Raw genomic sequence first — 5,563 nt, forward strand, 5'->3', positions numbered from 1 at the left:
TATCGCCCTCCCCCTGCACTTTGTCCACCAGCACGGCCACAGTGCGTCCGCGGAGGTTGTAGACCGCCAGGTTCACCCGAGCCTGCTGTTCGAGCGCGTAGCTGATCGTGGTGCTGGGGTTGAACGGATTAGGCACGTTCTGGCTCAAGGCGAACGACCTGGGCAGGCTGGTGCCGGGACTGCTGTCCAGCAAGCCGCGGCCGAGCTGAATCAGGACCTGACGGTCGCCGTCGAGCTTCAACCGGTCCGAGGTCGGCAGCTCGCTGTTACCGGCGGGCGCCTCGATAAACATCTCGTAATCGCCCATCGGCAGGTCCAGACGGAAACGCCCGGCCTCATCGGTGAACGCCGAAACGTGGCCGCCGCTGGCGGGATCGAACAGGCTGACCAGCGTACCCGGTGCGGGACGGCCGGCCTGGTCGGTAACCATACCCTCGAACACTATCTCGGTCTGCTCGAGCACCAGATCGATCCGTCTTTCCCCGCTGCAATCCAGGTTCGGCAGGAACGCGTTGGCGAACCCCGCTATCGACGGGGCGGCGAACAGGTCGTATGCTCCCCGGCGGACAAACAGTTCCCACTCTCCGTCCGGGTCGCTGAAGGTCATGAACTGGCTGCGGGTCACCGGCTGCGGATAAGGGTAGTAGACAGCCGCGTCACCGTCCGAATCGTCGTTGAGGACATGGGAGGCCAGCGAGACCCTGGTTTCAGCCGGCTCCGTCTCACCGGGGCTTGGCCAGTCGAAATGGGGCAGCAACTGGATACTGACCCGGCCGAGGGGGTGTCCGTCCCGGGCCGTAACGCGGCCGTAGACACGCACTCCCCTGCGGAGCACGATCTCGATCTGCCTGTCAGAGTCGACAGAGACCGCATAGCTGGTCGAATCGGGGAAATATCCCTTGACCGGGGTCACCAGCACGTTGTAGTCGCCCGTGGCCAGACCGATTTTGAATGCGCCGTCACCGCCGGTATAGGCAGTGCCGCGCCAGGCCCCGGTTTCTTCGTAGAAATCAAGACGGCTGCCGCTCAGTCCGGAGCCGAACTCATCGACAGTCCTGCCGCTGAGCGTATAGCCGGCTTCGAGGACGATATCCATCGCCGCGTCGGCAGACAGGTCCACGTCGTAAATCCACTGGACAGGGAACTGTTGGGCGCTGTAGCGGGGGTCGAACATCAGATTGTAGGTTCCCGGCAGCACCTGCACGCCGAACGCCCCGTCGCCGTCGGTGTTAACCCAGAGGGAGGGGGCGGGGATCCTATAGAGCATGAGAGTAATCCCGCCGTCATCTTCCGGCTCAGGCTTCACGGCCACCATATTGAACCCTGTCCAGGCCAGCGGTGTTTCCGGATCGATCATCACGCGGCCGCTGAAGAGCACGCCATAGGTTATCTCCACCCGGCCGGCGTCGACCTCCCGGCCCTCCTCGAGCGTGAACGTCCCGAGAGTCACCCTTTGCGAGGGATACGGGTACGGAGCCACCACGTCGACAGAATACTCGCCGCCCAGCAGAGCGATCCGCCACATGCCTTTCTCATCGGTGCGTAACTGGAAGTAACTCTGGGGCCGGGCTCCATTATCTCCGGCCCAGATTGCGGGATCGACCAGGTCGGGATAGATCGCCTCGCCAGTCTCGTTGAAATAGATGATCCCGTCATCGCTCCTGACCGTGCTGTCCGTCGGTTCCTCCAGGTAGATATAATAGATCTTCTGCCAGAGATTGATCTGCGCCCCGGCCACCGGGCTGCCGCGGTCGTCGTAAACGCTGCCTCCCAGGATCGCGCCGCGCGCCAGTTCGATATCCAGTTCGATGTCTTCGGTGATGTCGAACGGCCCGGCTACCTGGGCGGGAACCAGCAACTCCACGGCGGGGCGGACATCAGCCCAGTATCTGCCCTCCGGCAGGTTGATCGTGTATTCACCCTCGGTCGAGGTCATGACCCAGCGGCTCAGCTCCTGGCCGTAAAACGTAACCCAGGTTTCCGGCAGCGGCTCACCGTCGGCGTCAAGCAAAGCGCCGCTGACTCGCAGGCCGCTGTCGAGTACGATCACTGCGGTGGTATCGCTCTCGATCACCACACCCTCGATCACCGGCTGGGGCGGATAGAGGTAGCCGGGGTGCAGATAGAGGTCGAACGTGCCGGGGAATACGGCCACGCTGAAATCGCCCTGTTCATCCGACTGGCCCCAGCGGTACTGGCGGTCGACTGTGTCGATCAGGCTGAATCCGACATACGGCGCGGCTTCGCCGCGGTCGGTTTCGATCCGTCCGCTGAACACCACGCCGCGCGCCAGTTCGAAAGTCACGGACGTTGCGGCGCCATCGTGGACAAATTCCCGCTGGTTCTGGCCGGAGGGATACGGTCCGCCCTCGGGACCCTCGATATAGACGCCCCAGGTGCCGGCGGGAAGCTGCCTGCTGAACCGGCCCTCTATGTCGGTCACCGCGCGCGCTCCGCCGATCCCGTCCCTCGACCACAACTCCACCACCGCACCTTCCACCGCGCCCCCGCCCTCGTCGGTAACCAGACCATCGACCTTGCCGGTAGTCAGGGTATCGAGCGTCAGCCGGTAAGCGATCTGCTCGTAATCGCCGTCTTCGGTTATCAGCATCCCACCGTCCAGCCAGCGGATGTCACCGGGATACACCTCCACCACCACATGGTAAGTCCCCGTCGAATCCAGGCTGGCGGCTACGATATTGCCGCCGGGCCAGATCAGCCTGCTGGAAACATCCGCTGACTGGACGGACACGTCCTCGTAGAGGGCATAGAAACCTCCATGCACCTGCATGCTGTCCGGCCCGAACAGCCGGACTATCGCATACGCAGTCCCATAAATATCAGCCTCCAGCGGCAGGGCTTCGATTCTGACATACTGTCCCGCCTGGCCCTGGAAACTGAACACGTCGATATCTGCAAACGGCACCGCCGACCCGGAAAGGGTATCTCCGAGCGCAAGCGGCTGGGCGCCGGGCCAGTCGTCATTGGGTTCCACTTCCTCCACCGCATCCAGCGGCAACGGTATCATCCCGTCCCCGTCATCGCCCGCCACCAGCCTGACCGTTGCCGCATCACCGAGCAAGCCCCTGTAACCGGCCAGCGCGGCGATATCTCTGTCGAAATCACCGGCCGGCATACTTCTGATCCTGGCGGCCAGCCCCTCCAGCAGCATTTGCCTCGCCTGCCGGGTGGGTTCGCGGTACACCCTGCGCCCGGCGGCGCTTATCCGGCTGGGTTCACCGGAATCATCGTCGATCCGCACAACAGCCGCATGGTCCCGAACGCCGACCGCGGCAGGACGGAGTGTTTCGCGACCGGAGTCTGCGCCGGCCTTCAGCAGCTTGACCAGCCTGCCGTGGCCGGGGGAAAGCTCGAGAGCCGCAAGACCGCCACCGATTCCCAGACCGGCCACGGTTACGCTAACGCATGCAGCAAGTAATATCCGCCGTATCCGACTTAAACTGCGCAGGCTCATTTTTCTCTCCTCGATCATTTGGTTCATTTTTCTCTACTCAATTATCTTTTTCATCACCAGTTTCAGCCGGTTTGACCTGGGGGAGAATCAAAAACCCGAACATGATAACCTCGAATAGAAATGTGTCTGTTACTTGTCAGGTGCGGCGCTGTCAGCCTGCCCGGCCTCTACGCTGACATTCAGGGTGCTCTCGATCAATTCGAGCAGGTCCCGGGTGCTGCCGGAATACAGCAGGTCCTCCCAGCGGGAAGCATCCAGCAGTTCGCTGGTGGCGGGCAGAGGGCTGAGAGCGTGCAGCTCGTTCATCCGCTGCTCCATCGCCGCCACATCGCTTTCGAGCTGCTTGACTTCCTCTATGATTGCCCGCTCGGCGGGAGTCATGCCTTCAAAGCCCCCACCGATCAAATCTATGCGGTCATGGTCGATCTGCTCCATCGCCTGATCGATCTGCTGGTTGGCGTCGCTGATTTCGCCGCTCAACTGCTGCATGCGTACCTGCTGACTTTCGTTATCCTGCAGGCGCCCGTAGAGCTGTGTGTCGAACAGGGCGAACTCCTCGGCGAATTCCCTGACCGCACGGCCCAGCCTGATATTTTCGGCCAGGCTGCGCAGTTCCCCGGCCGCTTCGACCTCCCCGGCTGGCTGCCCGTTCCGGGCAGTCTCCGCCCCGAAAACGTGCAACGGCAACGCCAGCAGGATTGCCAGGCCTGTTTCGATCATTCTCCGGATCATCGTTTGGTCCCTTTCGGATCAATTTTTTTTCAAATCACCCATCCACCCGTCCACCGGCAGCAATGAGCAAGTTGCAGACCAGAGCCGGCTGACTCCCGTACAGATGACCAAGCCATCTTTTATCTGCTTGAATTTTATAGTGTTATGAGATTCCGAATGCTTCAAGCTATGCTGTGGCAATGCGCAGAAAGGACAGAGCAGATATCAGATTTCTGAAAGGGGGTCCCGGAAATCCGGGAGTGTCAGAACCTGACAGTCAGGGCGGAGGTGATTACGTTCTTGCGGAAATTCAATTCGCGGATCGAGGATTCGTTACGGTACAGGGCGACGGTAAGCGACGCCTCCAGTGTGCCGGCCAGTTCACGGGAGAGTTTGACAACCGCGCCGTTGTTGTCGTTTTCCTCGGTAAGGATATCCACCAGCAAAGGCCCTCCCGTCTCGTCGCTGTAGCGTTTAAGTTCGAAAAAGAGGTACGCGTTGAGGAACAGCCCGCCCGGCAGGCGGTCGGCAAACAGGAGGGTGAACCGGTTGTTCCAGTAGGAGAAGCCGTAGTTGTTGGAGTCGTTGCGCAGAAGAGCCCAGGTAAAATTGAACAGCATACCCTTTGAGTAGCTGACTCCCGCTTCGAGCAGGTGAAGGTTGTCGCGCTGGCGACCGTTCCCTCTCACCAACGATCCGTCACCGGCCCTGACATTGACTGTCCGCTCGTAGCCGCGACGGATGTAGGTATAGCCGAACGAGAGCGCCGTGTTCCGGTTCAGACGTCTGATCAGCTTGCCTCCGGGGCTGTGGGAGACATAATCGAACGTTGTAAATGTCTCGAAATTACAGAAGGTGAGCCGGTAATCGAGCCGGAGCGCCGCATTGCCGCCCAGGCGACGGGTGGCGGTCAGCAGAGCGGAGCCGCGGGTGTACCCCTCCTCGCTGAGCAGGTTGAGTCGATTTTTGCGGTAGACATTGCGGACTTTGAGGTCTCCACCCGCACCGGCCGTCCAGAGCCCCCCCAGCCTGCGCCTGCTGTGGGCGTTGAGCCTGTTGACCAGCACGTCTCCGGCAACCAGCCCGTCATCGCTGTCCAGCCGATGGTGGGCCTGATAACCCAGGTTGTAGTCGAGCAGAGTCAGGGCAGCGGGCGAGCTGAATTTGAGACGGGAAAACAGTGCCGCGGTTACCGCGCCCCCGGCGGTCTTGCCGGAGCTGCTTTCAAACACGTTGTCGTCGTATTCCCAGCCGGTATTGACCCGGCTCTCCGCGCTGAACCCTCCGCCGGCGGCGGTGGATGTGCAGCCGGAGGCCAGCAGCAGAATTAGTGCGGCCAAAGAAACAGTCGTGATCGGACGAGTGTATGAGTGAGCT

3 protein-coding genes are annotated in these 5,563 nt (G+C 61.4%); all 3 read right to left on the reverse strand.

Going from position 1 to position 5,563, the window contains the following annotated elements:
* The coding region (locus tag FVQ81_15860; GenBank protein ID MBW7998007.1) for a carboxypeptidase regulatory-like domain-containing protein at positions 1–3,502 on the reverse strand (3,502 nt) is incomplete at its 3' end.
* 102 nt (positions 3,503–3,604) lie between these two features.
* The gene (locus tag FVQ81_15865; protein MBW7998008.1) at positions 3,605–4,207 is read right to left on the reverse strand and encodes a hypothetical protein; all 603 of its coding nucleotides are present in this window, start codon (positions 4,205–4,207) and stop codon (positions 3,605–3,607) included.
* Positions 4,208–4,449: 242 nt separating this feature from the next.
* A complete protein-coding gene (locus tag FVQ81_15870) occupies positions 4,450–5,526 on the reverse strand; it encodes a hypothetical protein (protein ID MBW7998009.1) in 1,077 nt (358 codons plus the stop codon).
* Between the last annotated feature and the right edge of the window lie 37 nt (positions 5,527–5,563).

It is taken from the genome of Candidatus Glassbacteria bacterium (assembly GCA_019456185.1).
Lineage (GTDB): Bacteria > Gemmatimonadota > Glassbacteria > GWA2-58-10 > GWA2-58-10 > JAJRTS01.